Consider the following 24,546-nt stretch of genomic DNA (forward strand, 5'->3'; position numbering starts at 1 on the left):
AAGTGGCTTTACCCGGCATTTACCTTGGCTGACGTTGCTAAAACGATGAACTTTAAATGAAAACGGCCTGGAACAGTGTCCAGGCCATTACAGGGTGTTGCTCAGAGGCCGTCGCGGCTGCTGCGCAGCCCATCGCGACACAAGGCCGCTCCCACAGTTACTGCGCAAGTCTGATGAGCTGCGCCAACCTGTGGAAGCGGCCTTGCCGGGGCGCCGAAGCGGCCGGAAAGAGGCGCAAAGCGCCCCTTGGGTCGTCTTACTTCAAGACAGCCAGGACGGCCTCGTAGTTCGGCTCTTCGGCGATTTCGCCGACCAGCTCGCTGTGCAGCACTTTATCGTTCTCGTCCAGCACCACTACCGCGCGGGCGGCCAGACCGGCCAGCGGGCCGTCAGCAATAGCCACGCCGTAGTTTTCGAGGAACTCGCGACCGCGCAGGGTCGACAGGTTCTGGACGTTTTCCAAGCCTTCAGCGCCGCAGAAACGCGATTGGGCGAACGGCAGGTCAGCCGAAACGCACAGCACGACGGTGTTGGCCAGCTCGTTGGCCTGGGCGTTGAACTTGCGCACCGAGGTGGCGCAGGTCGGGGTGTCGACGCTTGGGAAGATGTTCAGCACCTTGCGCTTGCCGGCGTAGTCCTTCAGCGACTTGTCGGCCAGGCCATCACCGACCAGCGAAAAGGCCGGGGCCTGGGCGCCAGCCTGGGGCAGGTTGCCGTTGACTTGTACCGGGTTGCCTTTGAGGGTCACTTGAGCCATGAGCGGAATCCTTATGCGGGTGTTTGAAAAGGACACTGAGTTAAGCATGAAGAGGCCCGCAAGCCTATGGGTACGATGGAAATTGTTCTATTGCCCGACAGTTTTTGTGGACAATTGAACGGTTCGGGTCTCAAAACAATGGTTATTGATGGATTGTTGACGGAGATGGTTGGCTGGCTGGCTGGCTGGCTGGCTTAAGGATTGTGGGCTTATCCATTTGCTGTGGTGGCGCCACTGGCCCCTTCCGCCCTTACGGCGGGTCACTTTTTTTCTTGGAAAAAAGTAACCAAAAACCGCCTGCTCCTGCATCCGGCCCTCCGCTGCGCTCCGGGTTCCCTCGCTCCGGTCTTGCTCCGGGAGGACCGCGCTGTACGGCCCATCCTGGGCCTCAGCGCTTTCCGGCCATCCATGGCCTCCACCTCCCTGCGCAAGACCTCCACTCGGCCTCCTGAAGTCGCCAAGTTACGGGTGGCGTCTGGGCTGGCGTTGTCTTGGATAGTGGCAGGTGTGGTGGATATTCGGGCCTCTTCGCGGGGCAAGCCCGCTCCTACAGGTATTGCGCCAATTTTGAATTCGGCGCTGTACCTGTAGGAGCGGGCTTGCCCCGCGAAGAGGCCGGTACTGCCAATGCAAAGCGCAGGGTGCAGCCCTGCCAGCCACACCACAAATCCGCTGGTAAATAAACAAAGCGAGAGCGCAGCGATTCGCCTGCCGTTGCCCTGGCTCCCCCGGTTGCGGGCGGCGCCTGGGTTGGCGTTATCTTCGATAGTGGCATGGGTGGTGGATATTCGGGCCTCTTCGCGGGGCAAGCCCGCTCCTACAGGTATCGCGCCGAATTCAAAATTTGCGCAATCCCTGTAGGAGCGGGCTTGCCCCGCGAAGAGGCCGGTACTGCCAATGCAAATCGCAGGGCGCAGCCCTGCCAGCCACCACACAAATCCGCTGGTAAATAAACAAAGCGAGAGCGCAGCGATTCGCCAGGCGTTGCCCTGGCTGTTGATCTTGATCTTGCTCTTGATCTACCAGCGACTTCAGGAGGCCGAGTGGAGGTCTTGCGTAGGGAGGTGGAGGCCATGGATGGCCGGAAAGCGCTGAGGCCCAGGAGGGGCCGTACAGCGCGGTCCTCCCGGAGCAAGACCGGAGCGAGGGAACCCGTAGCGCAGCGAAGGGCCGTATGATGGAGCAAGCGGTTTTTGGTTACTTTTTTCCAAGAAAAAAAAGACCCGCCGTAAGGGCGGAAGGGGCCAGAAAAGCCACCCCATCAAATGGATAAGCCCCCCATCCTAAAAGCCCCAACCCCAGCCCATCGTCCCCGCCAAAAAAAATGCCCAGACCGCTCCAAGCGACCCAGGCACCTTGTTCAGCCAGTCTCAGCCATCAGGCAAACAGACTGCCCCACAGCGAATAGATCACCGAAGTAATCGCCACCAGACCAACGAACACCACGAACAGGTTGGACATCGCCCCACTGTACTTGCGCATCGACGGCACCTTGCGAATCGCATACATCGGCATCAGGAACAGGATCGCCGCGATCACTGGCCCACCGAACGACTCGATCATGCCAAGGATGCTCGGGTTGAGCGTGGCAACGATCCAGCACACCACCAGCATCAGCGCAGCGACCACACGGTCCAGCGCTTTCGCGCCCGGACGCAAGCCGGTCTTGGCGATGATGCCCTTGAGGCCTTCGCTGGCACCGATGTAGTGGCCGAGGAACGACTTGGCGATAGCGATAAAGGCAATCAGCGGTGCGGCAAAGGCGATGGCCGGGTTGTTGAAGTGGTTGGCCAGATACGACAGGATCGACAGATTCTGCGCCTTGGCCTCAGCCAGCTGGCTGCTGTCGAGGGTCAGCACGCAGCTGAAGACAAAGAACAGCACCATGGCCACCATCAACAGGTGAGCGCGCGACAGGATCTGCCCGCTGCGCTCATCAGCATGCTCGCCATAGCGACGCTTCTGGTCGACGGCGAAGGCCGAGATGATCGGCGAATGGTTGAACGAGAACACCATGACCGGAATCGCCAGCCACACGGTGTGCAGGAAGGCCGAACCGGTCGGCACCTGCATCGCGGTGTCGAGAATACCGCCGCTCCAGTGCGGCACCAGGTACAGCGCCAGCAGCGCCAGGGCGACGATGAACGGATAGACCAGCAGGCTCATGACCTTGACCGTGGCCTGCTCGCCGCAGCGCACGATCGCCAGCAGGCCGAGGATCAACACGAACGACAGCAGCATCCGCGGTGGCGGCGTCATGTGCAGCTGGTGCTCCATGAAGCTGATGACGGTATTGGTCAGCGCCACGCTATAGATAAGCAGAATCGGGAAGATGGCGAAGAAATACAGCACGGTGATCAGTGCACCGGCCTTCAGCCCAAAGTGCTCTTCAACCACCTCAGTGATGTCGCCACCGCGCCCGGACAGGACAAAGCGGGTCAGCCCGCGGTGTGCGTAATAGGTCATCGGGAAGGCCAGGATCGCCAGGATCAGCAATGGCCAGAAGCCGCCGAGGCCGGCGTTGATCGGCAGGAACAGCGTGCCTGCACCGATGGCCGTGCCAAACAGGCCCAGCATCCAGGTTGTATCGTGACGCGACCAACTGCCGAGGGTGGCAGTGGTTGTTTCTTCGAAGCGCTGTTCAACGCTAGGGGCCTGCTCGTTCATCCGGGTGCAACTCCACTCGCAAGACTGCAACAGGCTGAGAGTGGCGAAACAGACGTATCGCACACCTCAACCGAAAAAGAGGGGCGCGATTGTGCACTGAAAGGTGGCACTTGCGAAGCCCCGTCCGAGGGACGGTTGCACTTGTCATGACAAGCGAGGTGTGAAATAGGGCCAAAGCAGCCGTGCCAGGCGTGCAGGCGCTGGCTTGGCACGCTAACACCGGCAAAGCCGGTGCCATGCATTCGCGGTGATCGGGCTGGCCGCTTCGCGGGGCCAGCCCGCTCCTACAGGACGTGGAGCGGGCTGCGAAGGCGGTTAGCGCTGGACTGCGGCGAACGCCTCGGCCACACGGCGCAGGTTGGCCGGACGCAGGCCCGACATGCACACCCGGCCGCTGTCGATCAGGTACACGCCGAACTCGTCGCGCAGGCGGCGCACTTGCTCGACGCTGAAACCGGTGTAGCTGAACATGCCGCGCTGACGCAGGAAGAACTGGAAGTCCTGGCCCGGCAGCAGTTCGCCGAGCAGATCAACCAGACCTTGGCGCATTTCGAGGATACGCTTGCGCATCACTTCGACTTCCGCCACCCATTGCGCATTCAGTTCAGCATCGCCCAGCACGCCAGCCACCAGCTGCGCGCCGAAATTGGGCGGGCTGGAGTAGTTGCGGCGCACGGTCGCCTTGAGCTGGCCGAGCACGCTCTGGGCAGTGCCCTGATCGTCGCAGACCACCGACAGGCCCCCTACCCGCTCGCCGTACAGCGAGAAGATCTTCGAGAACGAGTTGCTCACCAGGCACGGCACGCCGGCCCGGGCCATTTCACGAATGGCGTAGGCGTCTTCCACCAAGCCTTCGCCAAAGCCCTGGTAGGCGATATCGAGGAACGGGATCAGCTGACGCGCCTTGACCACTTCAACCACTTGTTGCCACTGGCTCTGATCGAGGTCGACGCCGGTCGGGTTGTGGCAGCACGGGTGGAGCAGCACCACGCTGTTTTCCGGCAGGCCTTGCAGGGTTGCCAGCATGCCGGCGAAATCCACGCCACGGGTAGCCGAGTCGAAGTACGGGTAGGTGTGAACCTTGAAGCCTGCCCCTTCGAAGATCGCCCGGTGGTTGTCCCAGGTCGGATTGCTGACCCAGACTTCGGCCTGCGGGAAGTAGCGCTTGAGGAAGTCTGCACCGACCTTCAGCGCACCCGAGCCGCCAACCGTCTGCACGGTAGCCACACGCCCGCCGGTCACGGCCGGGTGGTCAGCACCGAACAGCAGCGCCTGGATCGCCTGGCGGTAGCTGGCCAGACCTTCCATCGGCAGGTACAACGACGCCTCGTGAGGCTGCCCGGCCAGGCGCTTTTCCACCTCGGCCACCGCCGCCAGCTGCGGCACGACGCCGGCTTCATCGTAGTAAAGGCCGATACTCAGGTTGACCTTGTCGGCACGCGGATCGGCCTTGAAGGTATCCATCAGCGAAAGAATCGGATCACCAGCATAGGCATCGACATGTTTGAACACAGCGCACAGCTCCTTGAATCAGAACAGTTCAAAAAAGGCTTCAGCGAGGATACCCGGAGTCGGCCTCAAGGAACATCACCTAAGTGCAAGAGGGTCTGTGCAGACGCGCACGACCCCGCCTCAACGCTCGCTCAGGCGAGCAATGCCCTGAGCGCGTGCAGCTCCTGCTCGGTCACCGCTACCCCTTCGCGCGCCGCCACCTCACGCTCGCGATAACGCCGCTCGCCCGGCAGCCGCGACAGCCCGACCGCCTGCATCTGCTCGACCAGCTCGCGACTGCGCTGGGCAAAACGATCGCCCTCGGCCTTGCTTGGATCGATGACGATGAGCAGTTGCCCGGTCCACGGCGTCTTCGCCCCTGGGTGGCTTGCCCAGTCGAACTCCCAGGAGAAGTTGCCGCCAGTCAGTGCCGCCGCCAACAGCTCCACCATCATAGAAAGCGCCGAGCCCTTATGGCCGCCAAACGGTAGCAACGCACCGCCTTCGAGAATCGCCTTGGGATCACAGCTGGGCTGGCCCTGCGCGTCGACGCCGATGCCCGGCGGCAACTGCTGCCCCTCGCGCGCGGCAATCTGCACGTCGCCATGAGCCATGGCGCTGGTGGCCATGTCGAACACAATCGGGTCGCTGTCGGCACACGGCGCGGCAAAAGCAATCGGGTTGGTGCCGAACAACGGCTTGCGCGCACCATGCGGTACCACGCAGGTCATGCTGTTGACCACGCTCAAGGCCACCAGCCCTTCATCGGCAAAGGGTTCGACATCCGGCCAGAGTGCGGCGAAATGGTGCGAATTATGGATCGCCAGCACCGCAATGCCAGCGCTGCGTGCTTTCTCTACCAGCAGTGGCCTGGCCGCCGCCAGCGCCGGCTGGGCGAAGCCACCGCCGGCGTCGACCCGCACATAGCCGGAGGCGACGTCACTCACCTGCGGCTCGGCCTGGCCATTGACCCAGCCACTGGCCAGGGTCGAGACATACCCCGGAATCCGGAATACCCCATGGCTATGGGCGCCATCACGTTGCGCACTGGCGCAGTTGTCGGCGAGCGCCTCTGCTACCGATGGGCTGCAGCCATGGCGCTGGAAGATAGCTTGCAGCAGCCCCTGCAATTCGGCGAAGGGCATTCGCACGAGGGGGCTGGTGGTAGGTGCGGACATCTGAAGCTCCTTTGTTGACTTTATTGGAAGCGCAGCGTTGGCAATGACAAAAACTTTCACGGATGTGACAGGTATCTGTCAAATGTTGACTTGGTGACAGAAAAGATCCATTTTCTATTGCACGCCTCACCCACCCCGGAGTACGCCATGAGCCAGTCGATCAAGCAACGCCTCGAGAGCAGCCTGCACAGCGCAGCCGCCTCTGGCCGGACGATCGCCAGCTACATGCTCGCCAACCTCCACGAACTGCCATTCCAGACCTCGGCCAGCATCGCTGAGAAGCTCGGTGTCAGTGAATCCAGCGTCGGTCGCTTCTGCCGCTCGCTTGGCTATGCCCACCTCAAGGCGCTCAAGCAGGACCTGCAGAGCGATCTCGGTGATGGTCCGTGGCTGGTGGGTGACCGCCTGCAGGAATATCGCCAGACCCACGATGACAGCGCAAGCGCTGGCAGCCTCGAACTGGAAATCGCCGCCCTGGTGCGCGTGCATGAGTACAGCCGCAGCGAGGCCTGGCATCAGGTCGCCGAACGTCTGGCGCAGCGGCCACGGGTATTTATCGCCGGTTTTCAGACCGAGCGCGGCGTCGCCCAGTGCATGACCCATCTGCTGCACTACCTGCGCGACGGTGTGCAGGCCGTTGATGGCAGTGCCGGCCACTTCGGCGAAGTGCTGCTGGGCAACCCCGACAACAGCGCCCTGGTGGTGTTCGAGGCGCGCCGCTATTCCCGCCACGCCCTGCTGCTGTGCCAGAAGGCACGCCAGGCCGGCATCCCGGTCACACTGGTGACCGACACCTTCTGTGAATGGGCCGAGGCCAACGCCGACGAGGTGTTTCGCATCCCCACCGAGTTCAATCTGTTCTGGGAATCCACCTCGGCAATGCTGTCGTGGGTCCACCTGATGGTCAACGAGGTCTGCAAGAAACTCGGGCCTGATGTTGAAAAACGCCTGGAAGCAACTGCCGCTCTACATAACGAATTCGTCGGCTACACCTCGTGGCCAGCGGACAAACAACAATAGCAAGCGTGCAACCCTAGAGGTGCGAGATGAACAAGACCATGACTGTGGTGGGCGCGTGTGCCCTGTTGCTGGCGGGCGCTGCGAGCGCCGAGACCCTGCGGTTCGCCACCGAGGGCGCCTACCCGCCCTTCAACTATGTCGATGCCGATAACACCCTGCATGGCTTCGATATCGATATCACCCATGCCTTGTGCGAGCAGATGAAAGTCGAGTGCACGCTGGTCGCGCAAGACTGGGAAGGGATCATTCCGGCACTGATGGCGCGCAAATACGATGCCGTCGTCGCCTCAATGATCGATACCGAAGAACGGCGCAAGAAGATTGCCTTCACCGACCACTACTACCGCACTCCACTGACCGTCGCCGTCGCCAAGGACAGCCCGATCAGCGACGCCCAGACGGACTTCAAGGGCTACACCGTTGGCGCCCAGTCGTCATCGACCCAAGCCATCTATGCCGAAGACGTGTACGCCAAGGCCGGCGCCGACGTGAAACTTTACCCGACCATGGACGAGGCCAACGCCGACCTGGCTGCCGGGCGCCTGGACGGGGTGATCGCCGACAAGTTTCCACTGCTCGACTGGCACAAGAAGAACGGCCAGGACTGCTGCAGGATCCTTGGTGACGTCAACCAGACCAAGGCCGATGCGGCAATTGCCGTGCGCAAGGATGACCAGGCGCTGCGCGAGCGTCTGAACAAGGCCTTGGGCGAAATCGTTGCCAACGGCACGTATCAGAAGATCGCCAGCAAGTACTTTGAATTCGACATCTATAACTGAGCCTTTGCCGACTGGCGCTGTGCACACGCTTTGTCACTGACGCTGCCTGTCAGGGCTGGCCTGTTGGCGGGGTCGGCCCATTCTTTCAGTGGGGATTCACCCATGCTCGATCAACTGTCCTTGCTGTCCTTTGCCAGCGGTGGCTGGGGCCAGGCGCTGCTCGCCGGCGCCTTGGTCACCGTGTCGCTTGCCCTCGCCTGTCTGCCGATCGGCTTGCCGCTGGGTCTGGTTGTCGCCATGGCGGCGCGTTCACGCAAGCGCCTGCCACGGGCCTGGGCAACCACCTTTTCCACCGTATTCCGCGGCCTGCCCGAACTGCTCACCCTGCTCATCATCTATTACGGCTGCCAGATTGCCGCGCAAAACCTGCTGGCCGCGATGGGCTATGAAGGCGAGGTACTGATCAATACCTTTCTTGCCGCAATGATCGCCTTCAGCCTGGTGTTCGCCGCATTCTCCAGCGAAATCTGGCTGGCGGCCTTCAAGACCCTGCCCAAGGGTCAGCTGGAGGCCTGCGCTGCGCTGGGCCTGAGCAAGCGCACCGGGTTCTTCAAGGTAGTCCTGCCGCAACTGACCCGCATCGCTCTGCCTGGCTTGTCCAATAACTGGCTGTCGCTGCTCAAGGACACCTCGCTGGTATCGACCATCTCCCTTGTCGACCTGATGCGCCAGACCAACCTGGCCGTCAGCGTCACCAAGGAGCCGATGTTCTTCTATGGCGTCGCCTGCCTGGGCTACCTGCTGTTCTCGGCGCTCTCGGGGCGGGTCTTCGCCTTCATTGAACGGCGCTGCAGCCGCCACCTGCAAGGAGCACGTGCATGAGCCTGGAACAACTGATGGGCATGGTGCTCGACCCGCAGCTGCTCGAGCGCTATGGGCCACGCTTTATCGATGGCCTGCTGGTAACCGCCAAGCTGGTGGCGATTTCCTTCACGCTCGGTGCGGTACTTGGCCTGCTGCTGGCGTTGGCGCGAATGTCCAGGCAGCCACTGGTAAACCGCCTGGCTGCCGGCTACATCTACTTCTTCCGCGGCTCGCCGCTGCTGGCGCAACTGTTTCTGCTGTATTACGGCCTCGGCTCGCTGAAGAGCTTCTGGCAGGACCTGGGCATGTGGTGGTTCTTCCGCGACGCCTGGTACTGCGCCCTGCTCGCCTTCACCCTGAACACCGCGGCTTACCAGGCAGAGATCTTCCGCGGCAGTCTGCTGGCAATCGCCCCAGGGCAATACGAAGCCGCTCGGGCACTGAACCTGAAACGCTCGACCACTTTTTTCAAGGTGATCATGCCGCAGTCGTTGCTGGTGGCCATCGGCCCCTTGGGCAATGAACTGATCCTGATGATCAAGGCCAGCGCGATTGCCTCGCTGGTGACGATCTACGACCTCATGGGCGTGACCAAGCTGGCCTTTTCACGCAGCTTCGACTTTCAGATCTACCTGTGGGCAGCCGTGCTCTACCTGCTGATCGTGGAAATCGTCCGGCGCACCCTGAAACACCTGGAAGCCCGCCTGGGCCGCCACCTGAACTGACCGAAGGATACGCTCCATGTATTGCCAGACCATCGTATTGGGCGCCGGTATCGTCGGCGTCAGCACCGCGTTGCACCTGCAAGCGCGCGGCCGCCAGGTGATCCTGATCGACCGCGACACGCCGGGTAGCGGCACCAGCCATGGCAATGCCGGGCTGATCGAGCGCTCCAGCGTCATCCCCTACGCTTTTCCGCGCAGTGTCGGCGCATTGCTGCGCTATGGCCTGAACCGCCAGCCCGACGTGCGTTACAGCCTGCTGCACTTGCCCAAGGCGGCGCCGTGGCTGCTGCGCTACTGGCGCCAGTCGGCGCCCAGCCGACTGGCCGCTGCGGCGGCCGACATGCTGCCGCTGGTGCAGCGCTGCGTCGAAGAGCACGATGCGCTGATCGAAGCCGCAGGGCTGACTGCAGTGGTCCAGGCCAAGGGCTGGATCGAGGTGTATCGCGATCCGGCCCTGTTCGCCCAGGCCAAGGCTGAGGTCAAGGGCCTCGCCCGCTATGGCCTGCGCTATGAGATCCTCGAACGCGAACAACTGCAGGCCCGCGAGCAGCGCCTGGGCAACGACGTGATCGGCGGTATCCACTGGCTCGACCCGAAGACCGTCAGCAACCCTGGCGGCCTCACCCGCGGTTACGCCGCACTCTTCGTCAAGCGTGGCGGGCAGTTTATCCAGGGCGATGCGCGCAGCCTGCGTCAGGTCGACGGCCACTGGCAGGTCGACAGCCAACGCGGGCCAATCAGCGCTGACGAAGTGGTGGCCTGCCTCGGGCCGCAGTCCGCCGAGCTGTATGCGCCCCTTGGCTACCGTTTCCCGCTGGGGATCAAGCGCGGCTACCACATGCACTACGCGACCCTTGATGACGCCCAGTTGCAGCATTCGATCTGCGATACCCAGGGCGGCTACGTACTGGCGCCGATGGCGCGCGGCGTGCGCCTGACCACCGGGATCGAGTTCGCCGCCAGCGATGCGCCGGGCAACGAGATCCAGCTCAACCGCTGCGAAACCCTGGCCCGACAGCTGTTCCCGGCCCTGGGCGAACGCCTGGATGACACCCCCTGGCTCGGCCGCCGCCCGTGCATGCCGGACATGCGCCCGGTGATCGGCCCAGCCTCCCGCCACAAGGGCCTGTGGTTCAACTTTGGTCACGCCCATCACGGCCTGACCCTTGGCCCGGTCTGCGGCCGCTTGCTGGCCGAACTGGTCACCGGCGAAGCACCGTTCACCGACCCGGCACCCTACAGCGCTGCACGCTTCGACTAAACCATCCCAGCGGGAGAACAACACTATGACCGCCACGCTCAGCCTCGCCAGCATCATCCCTGAACCCGACCCGCGCCCGGTGCTGATCCGCATCGAGGGCCTGAACAAGCACTACGGTGCCTTCCATGTATTGCGCGATATCGACCTGCAGGTGCGCGAAGGTGAACGGATCGTGCTCTGCGGCCCCTCCGGGTCGGGCAAGTCGACCTTGATCCGCTGCATCAATCGTCTGGAAGTCGCCGAACAGGGTACGGTCAAGGTGGCTGGGGTCGACTTGGCCAGCAATCAGCGCCAAGCGGCGCAGATCCGCAGTGAGATCGGCATGGTATTCCAGCACTTCAACCTGTTCCCGCACATGAGCGTGCTCGACAACTGCCTGCTCGCGCCCACCAGCGTGCGCGGGCTGTCGCGCAAGGATGCCGAGGAGCGGGCGCGGATGTACCTGAGCAAGGTCGGCATCGAGAGCCAGGCGCTCAAATACCCCAGCCAACTCTCCGGCGGCCAACAGCAGCGCGTGGCTATCGCCCGGGCACTGTGCATGAAGCCGCGGATCATGCTGTTCGACGAGCCCACCTCGGCGCTGGATCCGGAAATGGTCGCCGAAGTGCTGGATGTCCTGGTGAAGCTGGCAGATACCGGCATGACCATGCTCTGCGTGACCCATGAAATGGGCTTTGCCCGGCAGGTCGCGGAGCGTGTGCTGTTTCTTGAAGGTGGGCAGATCATCGAGGACAGCCCACCGCAGGTGTTCTTTGGCCAACCGCAGACGGCTCGGGCGCAGGCCTTCCTGAAGCAGATCCTGCATTGATGCAGACAGTGCTGGCCTCTTCGCGGGGCAAGCCCGCTCCTAAAGGATTTGTGAGCATCTTGCCCGGTGAACAGGCCCTTACTGTCTAAAAACGCCCGGATCATTGCGCCGCTGCAATGATCCAACTGCATCGTTAAATATATTTACCAAATCCCCTGCCAAACCCTTGCCAGCCAAGGCCCCGCCGCCCTACACCGCCCCAAAACAGGCATTTAACCGTGTGCCACTCGTTTGACATATTAAACGGCTCTGGCAAGCTATGAGTAAGCCCCGACCGGCATCGTCTCCCCTGCGAGCCGGCAGTGCTCGGAGCCCCAGGTCGCATACAAGGCCAAGGCCGTGCGCCTGCACAACAACGACAGGAAGCACCTGTCCCAAGGTGACATATGTCCAACAGCAACATTGGCAACAAGCAACCTTCCCTGCGCAAACCCGTCGTCCTGATGACCATGGGCAGTCAAGAGCGCAAAGGCCATGACTATCAGGTCATGACCCACAAATACATCACCCCCCTGGTCGACTTCGCAGACTGCATGCCAGTCCTGGTGCCCACCTGCTGTGGCACCGAAGACCTCGAGCGCTACCTCGACCTGGCTGACGGCGTCTACCTGACCGGCGCGGGCAGCAACATCGACCCGGCCCTCTACGGCCAGGACAACGAGACCCCTGGCAAGGCCCAGGACAAACAGCGCGACCTGTTCGATATCCCTCTGGTGCAACTGGCCCTCGCCCGCGGCCTGCCGATTTTCGGTATTTGCCGCGGCATGCAAGAGATCAACGTGGCGCTGGGTGGCGACATCTACCAGAAGGTCTACGCCGAGCCGGGCTTCAACGATCACCGGGAAAACCCGGAAGACCCGGTCGACGTGCAATACGCTCAGGTCCATAACGTGACGATCAAGCCGGGCAGCTGGCTGCGTGACGCGTTGGGTACCGACCAGATTCGCGTCAACTCGTTGCATGGCCAGGGCCTGCGCAACCTCGGTGAAGGCCTCGAGCCGATCGCCGTGGCCGAAGACGGCCTGGTCGAGGCAATCCACGGGCCGAGTATCTCGCCCTTCCTGTTTGCCGTGCAATGGCACCCCGAATGGCAAGCGGCGCAAAACCCGGATTCGATCAAGATGTTCAAGGCCTTTGGCGACGCCTGCCGCGCCCAGGTCCGCAAGGCCCAGGTCAGCAAACGCCATCAGGCGGCCTGACACTACGCTTCGTTAGTTTTGATCGCGGGGCGGCGCAAGGCCGCCCTCGCTTCTGCGGTCACCCTCTGCTGGTCCCAGAACACTTCCCGTAGCAACGGGTGGCGAGCTTGTGCCTGTCCCTGCGATCTTTTTTACCCCTCCCACCAAGACATACGACGACTGACTCCCTCCAGTCGTCGCCCCCCCTATTACCATCAGTTTCACGCTGGCGAAACCGGCCTCTGCGCGGGGCAAGCCCGCCCCTACAGGGGCCTTAAGAACGCCGCCACCCCTGTAGGAGCGGGCTTGCCCCGCGAAGACGTCAGCCCACCCAACACCCCCTTCAGCCCCAATCCAATAAAAAAAATGCACCAGGGGGCTAGTCATCGTACAAGTTGTACGATAACTTACCTCTCACATTGATTCTCCACCCAAAAAGCGCCATAGGATGCCAATAACAATGAATCCACTTGAACTGCAATCCATCCTCTCCCACGGCCTGCTGTCGTTCCCAGTGACCGACTTCAATGCCCAGGGCGACTTCAACCAGGCCGGCTACATCAAGCGTCTGGAATGGCTCGCACCCTATGGCGCCACTGCCCTGTTCGCTGCCGGCGGTACCGGTGAATTCTTCTCCCTGGCTGCCAGCGAATACAGCCAAGTGATCAAGACCGCAGTCGACACCTGCGAGCATTCGGTGCCAATCCTCGCTGGCGTCGGTGGTTCTACCCGCCAGGCCATCGAATACGCTCAGGAAGCCGAGCGTCTGGGTGCCAAAGGCCTGCTGCTGCTGCCGCACTACCTGACCGAAGCCAGCCAGGACGGCGTTGCCGCCCACGTTGAAGCCGTGTGCAAATCGGTCAAGATCGGCGTTGTGGTCTACAACCGTAACGTCTGCCGCCTGACCGCTCCGTTGCTCGAGCGTCTGGCCGAACGCTGCCCGAACCTGATCGGTTACAAAGATGGCCTGGGTGACATCGAACTGATGGTGTCGATCCGTCGCCGCCTGGGCGATCGCTTCAGCTACCTGGGTGGCCTGCCAACCGCCGAAGTGTATGCTGCTGCTTACAAAGCCCTGGGTGTGCCGGTCTACTCCTCGGCGGTGTTCAACTTCGTGCCGAAGACTGCGATGGACTTCTACCACGCCATCGCCCGTGAAGATCACGCCACCGTCAACAAGCTGATCGACGATTTCTTCCTGCCGTACCTGGACATCCGTAACCGCAAATCCGGCTACGCCGTGAGCATCGTCAAGGCTGGCGCCAAGATCGCCGGTTACGACGCAGGCCCAGTGCGCACGCCGCTGACCGACCTGACCGGCGAAGAGTACGAAATGCTCGCCGCCCTGATGGACAAGATGGGCCCGCAATAAGCGACCCTGCGGCCTGCCAAAGCCGCGAACCGGAGCCGGGGATACCCTGGCTCCGGTCACAACTCGTTAGCCCGCACAAAAATAATTAGTGGGAGTACCCAGCATGCAAGCGACTAAAAAAACGCATGTACGCTACCTGATCCTGTTCATGCTGTTCCTGGTGACCACGATCAACTATGCAGACCGCGCCACCATCGCCATCGCAGGCTCCAGCCTGCAGAAAGACCTAGGCATTGACGCCGTAACCCTCGGTTATATCTTCTCTGCCTTTGGATGGGCTTATGTGGCAGGTCAGATCCCTGGCGGCTGGCTGCTCGACCGATTCGGTTCCAAGAACGTCTACGCGTTCAGTATTTTCACCTGGTCACTGTTCACCCTGTTGCAAGGTTTTGTCGGTGGCATGCCTGTAGCCTGGGCAGTGGTTACCCTGTTCACCCTGCGCTTCCTGGTCGGTTTCGCCGAAGCACCTTCGTTCCCGGGCAATGCCCGCATCGTCGCGGCCTGGTTCCCGACAGCGGAACGCGGTACGGCCTCGGCGATCTTCAACTCGGCGCAATATTTCGCCACCGCGCTGTTCGCCCCGATCATGGGCTGGATCGTGTTCAGCTTCGGCTGGGAGCACGTCTTCGTCGTGATGGGCGTGCTCGGCATCGTGTTCTCCATGGTCTGGTTGAAGACCATCTACAACCCGCGTCAGCACCCTCGAATCAGCCCGGCCGAGCTTGAGCACATCGAGCAGAATGGCGGCCTGGTCGACATGGACCAGAAGCGTGGCAACGATGGCCCGAAATGGGGCTACGTCAAGCAACTGCTGACCAGCCGCATGCTCCTGGGCGTGTACCTGGGCCAGTACTGCATCAACGCCATCACCTACTTCTTCCTGACCTGGTTCCCCGTGTACCTGGTGCAGGAACGTGGGATGACCATCCTCAAGGCAGGCATCATCGCCTCGTTGCCGGCAATCTGCGGCTTCATTGGCGGCGTGCTCGGCGGGGTCCTGTCGGACTGGCTGCTGCGCCGTGGCCACTCGCTGACCTTCTCGCGCAAGCTGCCGATTGTCTGCGGTCTGATGCTGTCGACCACCATGGTCTTCTGCAACTACGTCGACGCGGAATGGATGGTGGTCGGCTTCATGACCCTGGCATTCTTCGGCAAAGGCATCGGCGCACTGGGCTGGGCCGTGGTTGCGGACACCTCGCCCAAGCAGATCGCTGGCCTTTCGGGTGGGCTGTTCAACACCTTCGGCAACATCGCCTCGATCACCACGCCAATCGTCATCGGCTACATCATCAGCGCCACCGGCTCGTTCAAATGGGCCCTGGTGTATGTCGGCGCCAATGCTCTGGTGGCGGTGTTCAGCTACCTGGTGATCGTCGGTCCGATCAAACGGATCGAGCTACGCGACGTGCCCAACGATGAACCCGCTCCGACGCCGCCTGCCAGCAACGAACTGGCAAGCGCACGCCACTGAGTGAACACGCCTGCACCTGCTGACCGAGGTGCGGGCGTTTGTACAAAGCCTGATAGAACGATAAGAAGGGCCTAATCATGCAGTTGATCGAACATTCCGACTCGCCCCGCTACGTCCGCCTGCACGATGACGACAACGTGGTCGTGGTGGTCAATGATGGTGGTTTGGGCGAAGGCGCCCGCTTTGCCGATGGCCTCACCTTGGTCGAGGGCGTCCCGCAGAGCCACAAGGTCGCCACCGGCGAGATCAAGCAAGGCGAGCCCGTGCGTCGCTACGGGCAGATCATCGGCTATGCGCTGGAAGACCTGCGTAAAGGCAGTTGGGTCCAGGAAAGCCAACTGGCCATGCCCGCCGCCCCTGAGCTGGACAGCCTGCCGCGCTGTGATGCCGTGCCAGCGCCACTTGCGCCCCTGGATGGCTTCAGTTTCGAGGGTTACCGCAACGCTGACGGCACCGTCGGCACTCGCAATATTCTCGGCATCACCACCACCGTGCAGTGCGTGACCGGCGTGCTCAACCACGCGGTCAAGCGCATTCGTGACGAGCTGCTGCCCAAATACCCCAACGTCGACGACGTGGTCGCCCTGACCCACAGCTACGGCTGCGGCGTGGCGATCAACGCCCGCGACGCCTATATCCCGATCCGCACCGTCCGCAACCTGGCCCGTAACCCAAACCTTGGCGGCGAAGCGCTGGTGATCAGCCTCGGCTGCGAGAAGCTGCAGGCCGGCCAGGTCATGCATGAAGACGATCCCTCGGTCGACCTCAGCGAACCGTGGTTGTACCGCCTGCAAGACGCCAGCCTGGGCTTTGTCGAAATGATCGAGCAGATCATGGAGCTGGCCGAAGCGCGCCTGATCAAGCTCGACCAGCGCCGCCGCGAGACGGTCCCGGCCAGCGAACTGATCCTCGGCATGCAGTGTGGCGGCAGCGACGCCTTCTCTGGGATCACGGCCAACCCGGCCTTGGGCTATGCCGCCGACCTGCTGGTGCGCGCCGGCGCCACCGTGCTGTTCTCGGAAGTCACCGAAGTGCGTGACGCCATCTACATGCTCACCTCCCGTGCCGAAACCCCGCAAGTCGCCGACGCCCTGATCCGCGAAATGGACTGGTACGACCGCTACCTGCAACAAGGCGCAGCTGATCGCAGCGCCAATACCACGCCAGGCAACAAGAAAGGCGGTCTGTCGAACATTGTCGAGAAGTCCCTCGGCTCTATCGTCAAGTCTGGCAGCGGCGCCATTCAGGGCGTGGTTGGCCCTGGCGAGCGGATCGAGCGCAAGGGCCTGATCTTCTGTGCCACACCGGCCAGCGACTTTGTCTGCGGCACGCTGCAACTGGCGGCCGGAATGAACCTGCACGTGTTCACCACGGGCCGCGGTACGCCCTATGGGCTGGCCATGGCGCCGGTGGTCAAGGTCTGCACCCGCACCGAGCTGGCGCAGCGCTGGCCCGACCTGATCGACATCGACGCCGGGCGCATTGCCACCGGCCGCGCCACTATCGAAGAGCTCGGCTGGGAGCTGTTCCACTATTACCTGGACGTGGCCAGCGGACGCAAGCAGACCTGGGCCGAGCAGCACAAGCTGCACAACGACATCACCCTGTTCAACCCGGCGCCGATTACCTGATTTACCTGAATGAAAAGTATCGACGCCTGTTCACTTACCTTTCCACAGGAGCACCCAATGCCTGAGATTCTTGGCCACAACTTCATCGCCGGTCAGCGCAGCGCCGCCGGCCCACAGCGCCTGCAGAGCCTCGATGCCACCAGCGGCGAGGCCCTGCCCTTCAGCTTTGCCCAAGCCACCGAATGTGAAGTAGACCAGGCCGCACGTGCCGCCGCTGCGGCCTTCGTCGAGTTCCGCCAGCTGTCGCCAGCGCGCCGCGCCGAGTTCCTTGACGCCATCGCTGCAGAGCTGGACGAACTGGATGACGCTTTTGTCGCCATCGTCTGCCGCGAGACCGCACTGCCTGCCGCCCGCATCCAGGGTGAGCGCGGCCGTACCAGCGGCCAGATGCGCCTGTTCGCCCAGGTTCTGCGCCGTGGCGATTTCCTCGGTGCGCGCATCGACCAGGCCTTGCCTGATCGCCAGCCGCTGCCACGCGTCGACCTGCGCCAGATGCGTATTGGTGTCGGCCCGGTCGCGGTGTTTGGTGCGAGCAACTTCCCACTGGCCTTCTCCACCGCCGGTGGCGATACCGCAGCGGCCCTGGCCGCGGGTTGCCCCGTAGTGTTCAAGGCGCACAGCGGCCACATGGCCACCGCTGACCTGGTCGGCTGTGCCATCAGCCGCGCGGCTGAACGTACCGGCATGCCCAAAGGCGTGTTCAACATGGTCTTTGGTGGTGGTGTCGGCGAATGGCTGGTCAAGCACCCGGCAATCCAGGCCGTCGGCTTTACCGGCTCGCTCAAGGGTGGCGACGCCCTGTGCCGTATGGCTGCCGAGCGCGCGCAGCCGATCCCAGTGTTCGCCGAAATGTCCAGCATCAACCCAGTGATCATCCTGCCGGGTGCGCTGGCCAAACGTGGCGAAACCATCGCCCGCGAGCTGGCCGGTTCGGTGTGCCTCGGCGCAGGCCAGTTCTGCACCAACCCTGGCCTGGTGATCGGCCTGCAATCGCCTGAGTTCAACACCCTGCTGGCCAGTGTCGGCCAAGCCCTGGACGCTCAGGCGGGCCAGACCCTGCTCAATGCCGGCGGCCTGCGTAGCTACGTCAGCGGCCTTGAGCACCTGCAGGCCCACGCGGGTATCGAGCATCTGGCAGGCCAGCCACAACAAGGCAGCCAAGCCCGTGCCCAGCTGTTCAAGGCTGATGCGCGCCTGCTGGTCGATGCCGACCCGCTGCTGCAGGAAGAAGTGTTCGGCCCAACCACTGTGGCGGTCGAAGTCAAGGACAACGAGCAACTGCGCGCTGCCCTGCTGGGCCTGCGTGGCCAGCTGACCGCAACCCTGATCGGCGAGCCGGAGGACTTCGAAGCGTTTGCCTGGCTGGTGCCGCTGCTGGAGGAGAAAGTCGGTCGGATCCTGGTCAACGGTTACCCGACCGGCGTTGAAGTGTGCGATGCCATGGTCCACGGCGGGCCGTATCCGGCCACTTCGGATGCACGCGGCACGTCGGTCGGCACCTTGGCCATCGATCGTTTCCTGCGCCCGGTGTGCTACCAGAACTACCCACAGGCGCTGCTGCCTGAGGCGCTCAAGGATGGCAACCCGCTGGGTCTGCGCCGCTTGGTCAATGGCCAGTGGAGCGACGCTTCGCTGTAAGCGTTGAGTAATGAAAAAGCCCCGCCATGTGCGGGGCTTTTTCATGTCGATGCTGAAGATATTGCGGGGTTTTCTGGCCCCTTCCGCCTTTACGGCGGGTCACTTGTTCTCTTGGAAAAAAGTAACCAAAAACCGCTTGCTCCATCATACGGCCCTTCACTGCGTCGCTCCGGTTTCCTGAAGTCGCGAATTTACGGGCGGCGTCTGGTCTGGCGTTGTTTTTGAAAGTGGCAGTTGGGGTGGATATTCGGGCCTCTTCGCGGGACAAGCCCGCTCCTACAGGAACAGCGCCGATTTTGAATTTGGCGCAATCCCTGTAGGAGCGGGCTTGTCCCGCGAAGACGCCGGTACTGCCAATGCAAATCGCAGGGCGCAGCCCTGCCAGCCACCCCACAAATCCGCTCGTAAACAAACAAAGCGAGAGCGCAGCGATTCGCCAGCCGTTGCCCTGGCTGTTGATCTTGATCTTGATCTTGATCTGGCTCTTGATCTACCAGCGACTTCAGGAGGCCGAGTGGAGGTCTTGCGCAGGGAGGTGGAGGCCATGGATGGCCGGAAAGCGCTGAGGCCCAGGATGGGCCGTACAGCGCGGTCCTCCCGGAGCAAGACCGGAGCGAGGGAACCCGTAGCGCAGCGAAGGGCCGTATGATGGAGCAAGCGGTTTTTGGTTACTTTTTTCCAAGAAAAAAAGTGACCCGCCGTAAGGGCGGAAGGGGCCCGAAAAGCCACCACATCAAATGGCTAAGCCCACAATTCCAAAGCCAGCCATGCCCAACAGATCATCGCCCCCAACAATCCATGAAGAACCATAAAAAAGCCCCGCCATGCGCGGGGCTTTTTCATGTCGATGCTGAAGACGTATGGGCTGTACCGGCAAGCCTCAGGCCCCTTGCGCTTCAGCCGCCTCATGCGCCTGGCGCAAACGCTCGCGGCTGTTGGCCAGGTGCATCCTCATCGCCATCTTCGCCCCTTCGCTGTCGCGCCGGGCAATCGCTTCATAGATCGCCTCATGCTCGTGGCTCAGTCGGCTCATGTAATGCGCCTGGTCGTCATGCGCGAGGCGCGCCGAGTTCAACCGCGTGCGCGGAATGATGCTGGTGCCCAGGTGGTTGATGATGTCAGCGAAGTAATGGTTGCCACTGGCATGGGCGATGCGCAGGTGGAACTGGAAGTCCGCCGACACCGCATCGGACGCATGCGCGACACCCTCGTTGAGCTCATCAAGGGCTGCGCGCATGCCGGCCAGTTGCTCATCGTCACGCCGCTGCGCGGCAAGTCCGGCCGACTCGATCTCCAGGGCGATACGCAACTCCAGCACCGCCAACACCTCGCGCAAGGTGACCACGGTGGCCGGGTCGATGCGAAAACCGCCTCCCGCCGGCGCATCCAGAACGAATGTGCCGATGCCATGGCGGGTTTCCACCTGGCCTGCAGCCTGCAGCCGAGAGATCGCCTCACGCACCACGGTGCGGCTGACGCCCTCTTCGGCCATGATCTGCGACTCGGTCGGCAGCTTGTCGCCGCGCTTGAGCTGACCACTGCGAATTCGTTCGGTCAGCACTGTGACCAGTTCCTGGGCCAGACTGCGCGGCTTGCGCCGGGTCTTTGCCTGTACCTGCTGCTCTGTCATTGCCTTGTGTTTCACCTTGAAAGACAAGCGTCATGATAGCGCATGCAGTTGTACGATCACATACATGCGTTGCGGTTTTTATCTGTAGCCCCGGCGAAATACCCGACCGCTAAAGTGCTGCTGTACGTGCACTTCATTTGACGGCAAATTGCTGGCCCCCAAGTGAATCAACTGAAGGCAAACTTCGTTTTCCTTCATAAGCTTAGGACAGCAGCATGCGGGTTTTTCTAGCAACCATGGCCGGCTGCCTGCTGGCCACGCTCGCCTTTGGCGCCCAGGCCCGGGCGTTGAGCAAGAACGATCGTCATGTTTGTGGCTGGGGCGCGCAGATTGCCGCAGAGGCGCAGCAGGCCAAGCTCAACGGGGTCAATCTGTATGCGACGCGCAAACGGCTGCAGGCGCGCAAGTTTGCCAAGCCTTGGATGCGCATGACCGCCTTCGGTATTACCGAGCAGACGTACAACAGTCGCTCGCGGTTGAAGCCTGCTGCGATCAAGCAGACGTATTATGAGCAGTGTGTGCAGCATGCTGTGGCGAAGCGTTAACCTTTATTTATCAATTAGTTAGATTGGATATTCAGGGCTTCGCGGGCATGCACAGCCATCTTGGGCTGTCTTGAGGGTGCTGGGGCTGCTCCGCAGCCCTTTCGCGACACAAGGCCGCTCCCACAGGGACGGTGCATGCCTCAAAGACTGCGCGATATGCCGTAGGAGTGGCCTTGCCGGGGTGCGGACCGGCCGGAAAGGGAGCGAAGGAAGTTAACGATATTTATCAGTAGGTTAAAGATCTTATCTGACCTAGTTTCTAGCATTCCTCTATCATTCGCCAAGGCGCTCCCGCCTGGAAATGTCGCTCCAGCCACTCCTTGAATACCCCCAGCGCCGCTGTATTCAACCGCGCTGACGGCCGCACGAAGTAGATCCCCGCCGCCACATCCAGCTGCCACTGCGGCAAAACCCGAACAAGCCTGCCCGTCGCCAGGTCCTCGACCATGAGCCAGTCGCCCCCGGCAATAATCCCTACACCCCGGCGCGCCGCTTCCAGCAACGCTTCATTGTCGTTGCCGCGTAATGAACCACTGACCTTGACGCTTTGCTGCCGTCCGCCCGCCGTCAAGCGCCACTCCGGAAATGAACGCAAGCCACTGAACCCCAGACAATTGTGCGTCTCCAGATCAGCTGGACATTGCGGCGCTTGATGGTTCGCCAGGTACGCTGGCGCCGCACAGAGGATGCGCAGGTGATCACAGAGCTTGTTTGCCACCAGACGGTTGTCGGCCAGCTCGCCTATGCGAATGGCGGCATCGAATCCCTCACCCACCAGATCGACAAAACGATCCGAATATTCAACCTCTAGCATGACCTGCGGATGAGCCAGGACAAAATCGGCCAACAGCCCGCTCAACCAGCGTCGGCCCATCGCTGCCGGTAGCGCCAGGCGCAGGCGCCCGCGCACCGTGGCGGCGCTTTGGGCGGCCTCCTGTTCAGCCTCCTCGATCAGCCGGCTAGCCTGGCGCAAACGTGACACCAGGCGCTCGCCTTCATCGGTGAAGCGTAACTGACGGGTAGTACGCTCGACCAGGCGGATGCCCAAGCGCTGCTCCAACGCGCCAAGCCGGCGCGACAGCACCGAAGGGTGACGCTCCAGCTGGCGACCGGCCGCCGCAAACGAGCCGTGCTCGTGCAGCGCCAGCAGGGTGGCAAGTTCGTCGGCTCGGCGACTGTCGAAAGAATCCATGGCAAGGCTCGTTGGCGGCGATCAAGGGATCAGGATCAGCGCACCCTGCGATCGCCCTTGCTCAAGGTCGGCATGGGCCGTGGCCACGTCGGCCAGCGGATAGCGCCGCCAGATGCGCGGCTGGATGATACCGCTGACGACCGCCTCTAGCACATCTGTCGCACGTTGTTGATACGCCTGAACAGTGTGCGTGTGTGCCGCGAGCGATGGCCGCGTCAAGTACAGCGAACCCTTGGTATTGAGTGTGGCCACCTCGATGGGGTCTGGTGCACCCGAGGTGGCCCCGAACGACACCAGCAGGCCGCGCGGGCGCAAGGCGTCCAGCGAAGCGTTGAATGACACCTTGCCTACGCCGTCATACACCACGTCCACACCTTTTCCGTCAGTCAGGGCCCGGACCTGCGAAGCGAGCCGCTCGGCATCGAACACCAGCACGTGCTCGCAGCCCGCCGCCGCAGCGCGCTCGACGCTGTCGGGCTTGGACACCACGCCGATCACCCTCGCCCCGAGGTGCCGGGCCCACGGCACCATCAACTGGCCGAGGGCGCCGCCAGCACCATAGATCAGCACCTGGCTACCTGGGCCTACGGGGTATGTGGTCTTCAACAGATACTGGGCGGTGATCCCTTTGAACAGTACAGCTGCCGCCTGCTCGTCACTGATCGACGGCGGCAGCTTGACCAGCCGCTCGGCAGGATACAAGCGACCGCTGGAGTATCCACCCAAGGGGCCAGTGGCATAAGCAACCCGATCTCCGACCTGCAGGTTCTCGACGCCCTCACCCACGGCGGTAATCCGCCCGGCACCCTCCAGGCCAAGGCCGCTTGGCAGGCTCAAGCCTGCGCCACTCTTGCGCTGCAGGACGTCCAGCGGGTTTACCCCTATTGCACTCTGCTCGAGCCAGACCTGGCCTGGGCCAGGCGCTTGCGGCTGCAGGGACTCCAGCCGCATCACCTCAGCGCTACCGGTGTCGGTCAGCAAGATTCGCGTGGTCATGCCTGATCTCCTGAAGGAATAAACGATGTATTCAGGCTAATCAGTGCATAGGCATTGAGCAATTAGGGCTACTGCAGATCATTTCTGCACCAGGCGCAGCAATTATGCTCCCCGTCGGACTAGCGCGAATCAGCAGCCACTCAACGCCGGTGCCCGGCGCTCACCGGCAAAGAACCACGGCCGCAGGCGCACACCGATCAGGTTGCCAGCATACGCCGCAACCAACCACAGCCAACCGTGCACGCTCCCTGAGGCGATCCCGCTGAAGTAGGCGCCGATGTTGCAGCCGTAGGCCAACCGCGAGCCATAGCCCAGCAGCAGCCCACCGATGACGGCGGCGACCAGCGAAGGCAACGGTATTTTCAGGCTCGGCGCAAAGCGCCCCGCCAGGCCTGCGGCGAGCAGCGCGCCGAGGACGATGCCGATGTCCATGACCGTGGTGATGTCCTGCCACAGTGGCGCGGCCAGGGCCTTGGCATTGGCCGGTGCCTGCCAGAACACCCAGCTGCCGACGTCCACGCCCAGCCCGCTGAGGGTTTTCGCCCCCCACAGGGCAAACGCCGAGGTGATCCCCCACGGACGCCCTGCCAGAGCCAAGGTCGCGTAGTTCAGCAGTGCCAGGGCAATCGCCCCCCAGACCAGCGGCCAAGGCCCACGCAGGAAGCGCCGCAGGCCTTGATTTTCACTGGCCACGGGCACTTCGAGCTGGCCGTATCGGCGCTTTTCCAGCACCACCGTCAGCCAGGCGATCAGGCCGAACACTGCCACGCTCACCAGCAGGGCCGGCGCCACGCCCCAGGCCTGGACGATCGAGGTTGCCGGGAACGATGGCAACGCGAACCACCAGTCGGCGTGATGCGTGGCCGTCACCGAACCGATGATGAAGAACAGTAGGGTCACCAGCATCCGCGCATTGCCGCCGCCCACAGTGAACAGCGTGCCAGACGCACAACCGCCACCCAATTGCATGCCGATACCGAAGATGAACGCCCCGAACACCACTGACACCCCGGCGGGTGCCACCAGACCGGTCACCGGGTTGCCGAACAGGCTGCCCGCCGACAGTGCCGGGAAGAACAGCAACACGGCCAGGGCCAGCATGACCATCTGTGCACGCAGGCCCGCGCCGCGCCGTTCAGTGATGAACACCCGCCAGGCCGAAGTGAAGCCGAAGGCGGCGTGATAGAGGGTAAGGCCCAGCGCCGCGCCGACGATCAGCAGCAGTACCTGCTTGAAGCCAGCGTTGAGATTGAGAAACCAAGCACCGGCCAGCAGCAGGGCCAGGGCGATAAGTGGCGCGCCCAGGCGGCGCGGTTCGGGTGTGGCGGTTGTGCAAAGGCCCATCGGAATACTCGGATATCTGTGAAACGGGCGGCGAGTATAGCGCTGAGGGGCAGACAGCG

General features: G+C 62.5%; 21 protein-coding genes. 12 read left to right on the forward strand and 9 right to left on the reverse strand.

Annotated features, from left to right (window positions below; all coding sequences use genetic code 11):
- Positions 1 to 256: 256 nt before the first annotated feature.
- The 4 genes from tpx to J3B00_RS17085 all read right to left on the reverse strand — a co-directional run bounded on the left by tpx (position 257) and on the right by J3B00_RS17085 (position 6,093).
- Entirely contained in the window at positions 257 to 757 is a 501-nt protein-coding gene (gene tpx, locus J3B00_RS17070) for a thiol peroxidase (RefSeq protein WP_209869029.1), read from the reverse strand.
- A 1,377-nt stretch (positions 758 to 2,134) separates the two neighbouring features.
- On the reverse strand, positions 2,135 to 3,424 hold the full coding sequence (locus J3B00_RS17075) for a serine/threonine transporter (protein ID WP_209869031.1): 1,290 nt from the start codon (positions 3,422 to 3,424) through the stop codon (positions 2,135 to 2,137).
- A gap of 315 nt (positions 3,425 to 3,739) precedes the next feature.
- Positions 3,740 to 4,936 (reverse strand): amino acid aminotransferase, encoded by a 1,197-nt coding sequence (locus J3B00_RS17080; protein WP_209869033.1) that lies wholly within the window; start codon positions 4,934 to 4,936, stop codon positions 3,740 to 3,742.
- 131 nt (positions 4,937 to 5,067) lie between these two features.
- Positions 5,068 to 6,093 (reverse strand): Ldh family oxidoreductase, encoded by a 1,026-nt coding sequence (locus tag J3B00_RS17085; protein ID WP_209869035.1) that lies wholly within the window; start codon positions 6,091 to 6,093, stop codon positions 5,068 to 5,070.
- Between the two features lie 147 nt (positions 6,094 to 6,240).
- Here J3B00_RS17085 and J3B00_RS17090 point away from each other — a divergent pair, with 147 nt between their 5' ends.
- The 11 genes from J3B00_RS17090 to J3B00_RS17140 all read left to right on the forward strand — a co-directional run bounded on the left by J3B00_RS17090 (position 6,241) and on the right by J3B00_RS17140 (position 18,780).
- Entirely contained in the window at positions 6,241 to 7,113 is an 873-nt protein-coding gene (locus J3B00_RS17090; RefSeq protein WP_209869037.1) for a MurR/RpiR family transcriptional regulator, read from the forward strand.
- Positions 7,114 to 7,139: 26 nt separating this feature from the next.
- A complete protein-coding gene (locus J3B00_RS17095; protein WP_209869039.1) occupies positions 7,140 to 7,892 on the forward strand; it encodes a transporter substrate-binding domain-containing protein in 753 nt (250 codons plus the stop codon).
- A 102-nt stretch (positions 7,893 to 7,994) separates the two neighbouring features.
- Complete coding sequence (locus J3B00_RS17100) at positions 7,995 to 8,714, forward strand: ABC transporter permease subunit (RefSeq protein ID WP_209869041.1); 720 nt, start codon at positions 7,995 to 7,997, stop codon at positions 8,712 to 8,714.
- The gene (locus J3B00_RS17105) at positions 8,711 to 9,421 is read left to right on the forward strand and encodes an ABC transporter permease subunit (RefSeq protein WP_209869043.1); all 711 of its coding nucleotides are present in this window, start codon (positions 8,711 to 8,713) and stop codon (positions 9,419 to 9,421) included. The genes J3B00_RS17100 and J3B00_RS17105 overlap by 4 nt, the downstream gene beginning before the upstream one ends.
- 16 nt (positions 9,422 to 9,437) lie before the next feature.
- A complete protein-coding gene (locus tag J3B00_RS17110) occupies positions 9,438 to 10,682 on the forward strand; it encodes an FAD-binding oxidoreductase (protein ID WP_209869045.1) in 1,245 nt (414 codons plus the stop codon).
- A gap of 25 nt (positions 10,683 to 10,707) precedes the next feature.
- Entirely contained in the window at positions 10,708 to 11,490 is a 783-nt protein-coding gene (locus J3B00_RS17115) for an amino acid ABC transporter ATP-binding protein (protein ID WP_281075727.1), read from the forward strand.
- A 386-nt stretch (positions 11,491 to 11,876) separates the two neighbouring features.
- Positions 11,877 to 12,689 (forward strand): type 1 glutamine amidotransferase, encoded by an 813-nt coding sequence (locus J3B00_RS17120; protein WP_209869047.1) that lies wholly within the window; start codon positions 11,877 to 11,879, stop codon positions 12,687 to 12,689.
- Between the two features lie 439 nt (positions 12,690 to 13,128).
- Positions 13,129 to 14,040 (forward strand): 5-dehydro-4-deoxyglucarate dehydratase, encoded by a 912-nt coding sequence (gene kdgD / locus J3B00_RS17125; RefSeq protein WP_209869049.1) that lies wholly within the window; start codon positions 13,129 to 13,131, stop codon positions 14,038 to 14,040.
- A 103-nt stretch (positions 14,041 to 14,143) separates the two neighbouring features.
- Positions 14,144 to 15,511, forward strand: coding sequence for an MFS transporter (locus J3B00_RS17130; protein ID WP_209869051.1), 1,368 nt, complete (start codon positions 14,144 to 14,146; stop codon positions 15,509 to 15,511).
- A 77-nt stretch (positions 15,512 to 15,588) separates the two neighbouring features.
- Positions 15,589 to 17,142 carry a galactarate dehydratase gene (garD, locus tag J3B00_RS17135; RefSeq protein WP_209869053.1) on the forward strand — a complete coding sequence of 518 codons (1,554 nt, stop codon included), beginning with the start codon at positions 15,589 to 15,591 and terminating at the stop codon, positions 17,140 to 17,142.
- A 57-nt stretch (positions 17,143 to 17,199) separates the two neighbouring features.
- Positions 17,200 to 18,780: an aldehyde dehydrogenase (NADP(+)) gene (locus J3B00_RS17140; protein WP_209869055.1), complete on the forward strand. Its 1,581-nt coding sequence runs from the start codon at positions 17,200 to 17,202 to the stop codon at positions 18,778 to 18,780.
- Here J3B00_RS17140 and J3B00_RS17145 read toward each other — a convergent pair.
- Both J3B00_RS17145 and J3B00_RS17150 read right to left on the reverse strand, forming a co-directional pair.
- Positions 18,749 to 19,048 (reverse strand): hypothetical protein, encoded by a 300-nt coding sequence (locus tag J3B00_RS17145; protein ID WP_209869058.1) that lies wholly within the window; start codon positions 19,046 to 19,048, stop codon positions 18,749 to 18,751. The two genes, J3B00_RS17140 and J3B00_RS17145, sit on opposite strands and share 32 nt — an antisense overlap.
- Before the next feature lie 612 nt (positions 19,049 to 19,660).
- Positions 19,661 to 20,410 (reverse strand): FadR/GntR family transcriptional regulator, encoded by a 750-nt coding sequence (locus tag J3B00_RS17150; RefSeq protein ID WP_209869061.1) that lies wholly within the window; start codon positions 20,408 to 20,410, stop codon positions 19,661 to 19,663.
- Between the two features lie 215 nt (positions 20,411 to 20,625).
- Between J3B00_RS17150 and J3B00_RS17155 the strand changes: the two genes are divergently transcribed.
- Complete coding sequence (locus tag J3B00_RS17155) at positions 20,626 to 20,955, forward strand: hypothetical protein (RefSeq protein ID WP_209869066.1); 330 nt, start codon at positions 20,626 to 20,628, stop codon at positions 20,953 to 20,955.
- 259 nt (positions 20,956 to 21,214) lie between these two features.
- Here J3B00_RS17155 and J3B00_RS17160 read toward each other — a convergent pair whose 3' ends face one another.
- The 3 genes from J3B00_RS17160 to J3B00_RS17170 all read right to left on the reverse strand — a co-directional run bounded on the left by J3B00_RS17160 (position 21,215) and on the right by J3B00_RS17170 (position 24,487).
- Positions 21,215 to 22,147 carry a LysR family transcriptional regulator gene (locus tag J3B00_RS17160; RefSeq protein WP_209869069.1) on the reverse strand — a complete coding sequence of 311 codons (933 nt, stop codon included), beginning with the start codon at positions 22,145 to 22,147 and terminating at the stop codon, positions 21,215 to 21,217.
- Positions 22,148 to 22,168: 21 nt separating this feature from the next.
- The gene (locus J3B00_RS17165; protein ID WP_209869072.1) at positions 22,169 to 23,143 is read right to left on the reverse strand and encodes a quinone oxidoreductase; all 975 of its coding nucleotides are present in this window, start codon (positions 23,141 to 23,143) and stop codon (positions 22,169 to 22,171) included.
- Between the two features lie 129 nt (positions 23,144 to 23,272).
- Positions 23,273 to 24,487: a YeeE/YedE family protein gene (locus J3B00_RS17170; protein ID WP_209869077.1), complete on the reverse strand. Its 1,215-nt coding sequence runs from the start codon at positions 24,485 to 24,487 to the stop codon at positions 23,273 to 23,275.
- Positions 24,488 to 24,546 lie beyond the last annotated feature (59 nt).

It is taken from the genome of Pseudomonas sp. BP8, assembly GCF_017875955.1.
GTDB lineage: Bacteria > Pseudomonadota > Gammaproteobacteria > Pseudomonadales > Pseudomonadaceae > Aquipseudomonas.

What these genes read in the sequence shown, in the direction of transcription:
- J3B00_RS17115 (WP_281075727.1), top strand. Translation starts at nt 10,708, where the DNA reads ATGACCGCCACGCTCAGCCTCGCCAGCATCATCCCTGAACCCGACCCG.
- J3B00_RS17130 (WP_209869051.1), top strand. Translation starts at nt 14,144, where the DNA reads ATGCAAGCGACTAAAAAAACGCATGTACGCTACCTGATCCTGTTCATG.
- J3B00_RS17085 (WP_209869035.1), bottom strand. Translation starts at nt 6,093, where the DNA reads ATGTCCGCACCTACCACCAGCCCCCTCGTGCGAATGCCCTTCGCCGAA.
- tpx (WP_209869029.1), bottom strand. Translation starts at nt 757, where the DNA reads ATGGCTCAAGTGACCCTCAAAGGCAACCCGGTACAAGTCAACGGCAAC.
- J3B00_RS17090 (WP_209869037.1), top strand. Translation starts at nt 6,241, where the DNA reads ATGAGCCAGTCGATCAAGCAACGCCTCGAGAGCAGCCTGCACAGCGCA.
- J3B00_RS17105 (WP_209869043.1), top strand. Translation starts at nt 8,711, where the DNA reads ATGAGCCTGGAACAACTGATGGGCATGGTGCTCGACCCGCAGCTGCTC.
- J3B00_RS17110 (WP_209869045.1), top strand. Translation starts at nt 9,438, where the DNA reads ATGTATTGCCAGACCATCGTATTGGGCGCCGGTATCGTCGGCGTCAGC.
- J3B00_RS17160 (WP_209869069.1), bottom strand. Translation starts at nt 22,147, where the DNA reads ATGGATTCTTTCGACAGTCGCCGAGCCGACGAACTTGCCACCCTGCTG.
- J3B00_RS17155 (WP_209869066.1), top strand. Translation starts at nt 20,626, where the DNA reads ATGCGGGTTTTTCTAGCAACCATGGCCGGCTGCCTGCTGGCCACGCTC.
- J3B00_RS17095 (WP_209869039.1), top strand. Translation starts at nt 7,140, where the DNA reads ATGAACAAGACCATGACTGTGGTGGGCGCGTGTGCCCTGTTGCTGGCG.
- J3B00_RS17140 (WP_209869055.1), top strand. Translation starts at nt 17,200, where the DNA reads ATGCCTGAGATTCTTGGCCACAACTTCATCGCCGGTCAGCGCAGCGCC.
- J3B00_RS17170 (WP_209869077.1), bottom strand. Translation starts at nt 24,487, where the DNA reads ATGGGCCTTTGCACAACCGCCACACCCGAACCGCGCCGCCTGGGCGCG.
- garD (WP_209869053.1), top strand. Translation starts at nt 15,589, where the DNA reads ATGCAGTTGATCGAACATTCCGACTCGCCCCGCTACGTCCGCCTGCAC.
- J3B00_RS17150 (WP_209869061.1), bottom strand. Translation starts at nt 20,410, where the DNA reads ATGACAGAGCAGCAGGTACAGGCAAAGACCCGGCGCAAGCCGCGCAGT.
- J3B00_RS17165 (WP_209869072.1), bottom strand. Translation starts at nt 23,143, where the DNA reads ATGACCACGCGAATCTTGCTGACCGACACCGGTAGCGCTGAGGTGATG.
- kdgD (WP_209869049.1), top strand. Translation starts at nt 13,129, where the DNA reads ATGAATCCACTTGAACTGCAATCCATCCTCTCCCACGGCCTGCTGTCG.
- J3B00_RS17100 (WP_209869041.1), top strand. Translation starts at nt 7,995, where the DNA reads ATGCTCGATCAACTGTCCTTGCTGTCCTTTGCCAGCGGTGGCTGGGGC.
- J3B00_RS17120 (WP_209869047.1), top strand. Translation starts at nt 11,877, where the DNA reads ATGTCCAACAGCAACATTGGCAACAAGCAACCTTCCCTGCGCAAACCC.
- J3B00_RS17075 (WP_209869031.1), bottom strand. Translation starts at nt 3,424, where the DNA reads ATGAACGAGCAGGCCCCTAGCGTTGAACAGCGCTTCGAAGAAACAACC.